This is a genomic window from Gardnerella sp. 30-4 (genome assembly GCF_001641215.1).
Classification (GTDB): Bacteria; Actinomycetota; Actinomycetes; order Actinomycetales; family Bifidobacteriaceae; genus Bifidobacterium; species Bifidobacterium leopoldii.
Genome location: NZ_LXJL01000155.1, coordinates 1 through 1,527 on the forward strand (window position 1 = coordinate 1; position 1,527 = coordinate 1,527).

A 1,527-nucleotide genomic window follows, 5' to 3' on the forward strand; every position below is an offset into this window, starting at 1 on the left:
ATTTTAAAATTAGATTATTAGCTGTAACGTTATAGTGCCAAGTATCGTACGTTATGATATTTGGCACTTTTTATTATGCGTGTCGTCATGTGCTGCAAAAATTGAAAGGCTTGTGGACGCGCAAAGCGCCCGATATTTATCGGTATTCTGTATTAAGGAGATACGAATGGCTCAGGTCAGGAACTACAAGGAAGCAGGTTTTGCTTCTTTGTTTGAAGAGCTTAAGTGGCGTGGATTAATTTCACAATCTACTGATGAGCAGCAACTTGCTCAAGCGCTTGACGGAGAACCATTAACGTATTATTGCGGTTACGATCCTACTGCTGCTTCATTGCATATTGGTAATCTTGTGCAGCTTATTAATATGCGCCACTTGCAGGCTGCAGGTCATCATCCTATTGCTTTAGTTGGTGGTGCCACTGGTTTGATTGGTGACCCTCGTCAAAGCGGAGAACGCACTCTTAATTCTAAAGATATTGTGGCTGGCTGGGCTGAACGTTTGCGTAAGCAGATTGGCAGAATTTTGCCTCTTGATGGTGAAAATCCTGTTCGTTTTGTTAGCAATTACGACTGGGTTTCTAAGATGTCTGCTATCGACTTCCTGCGTGATGTTGGTAAGAATTTCCGTGTTGGCACAATGCTTTCTAAGGATATTGTTGCTCGTCGCTTAAATTCCGATGAAGGTATTTCTTTTGCTGAGTTTAGCTATCAAGTTTTGCAAGGCAACGACTTCTTGTACTTGTTTGATAATTACAACGTAACCTTGCAACTTGGCGGTTCGGATCAGTGGGGTAATCTCACTTCCGGCATGGATTTGATTCGTAAGGTTCGTGGCGCATCCGTAAACGTGTTTACTAGCCCAATTATTACAGATAATCAAGGTCGTAAGTTTGGTAAGTCAGAAGGTAACGCCATGTGGCTTGATCCTTCTATGCTTAGCCCTTATCGCTTCTATCAGTTCTGGTTCAATCAGCCTGATGATGAAGTTGTTAAGTTGCTTAAGGTGTTCACTTTCTTGCCAAAAGATGAAATTGAGCGTTTAGCTCAGCAAATTCAGGATGATCCTGGAAGTCGTGAAGCTCAGCGCGTGCTTGCGTGGGAAGTTACAAGTTTCGTTCACGGTGAAGATTTAACGAGCCAGGCTATTGAAGCTTCTTCCGCTTTGTTTGGACGTGGCAATCTTTGCAATATTGATGAGCAGACTCTTGAAGCTGCTTTAGATGGCGTTAAGGTTAAGGCTGAAGACGGTAGTTTAGATTTCGCTAAGGCTAAAGTTGCAGATCGTGTTGTTGAGGCTGCAGTTGCCGCAGGTCTGTTCCGCACTGTTTCCGAAGCTCGTCGCGCTATTGAAGCAGGCGGTTTGTATCTAAATAATGAACGTGTAAGTGGTGTCGACGATGTGCTAAGTGAGGACTCTTTCTTGCACGGTCGTTTCGCTTTGCTTCGCCGAGGCAAGAAAGCTATCGGTGCCGTAGAGCGCGCTTAATAAATGTTTGTATTTATTAAAAAATACATCTGTTGTAAGCT

1 protein-coding gene is annotated in these 1,527 nt (G+C 43.4%); it reads left to right on the top strand.

Going from position 1 to position 1,527, the window contains the following annotated elements; translation table 11 throughout:
- Positions 1–166 precede the first annotated feature (166 nt).
- Positions 167–1,486, top strand: a complete 1,320-nt coding sequence (gene tyrS, locus A5294_RS06330) for a tyrosine--tRNA ligase (RefSeq protein WP_004106818.1) — start codon at positions 167–169, stop codon at positions 1,484–1,486.
- Positions 1,487–1,527: the final 41 nt, after the last annotated feature.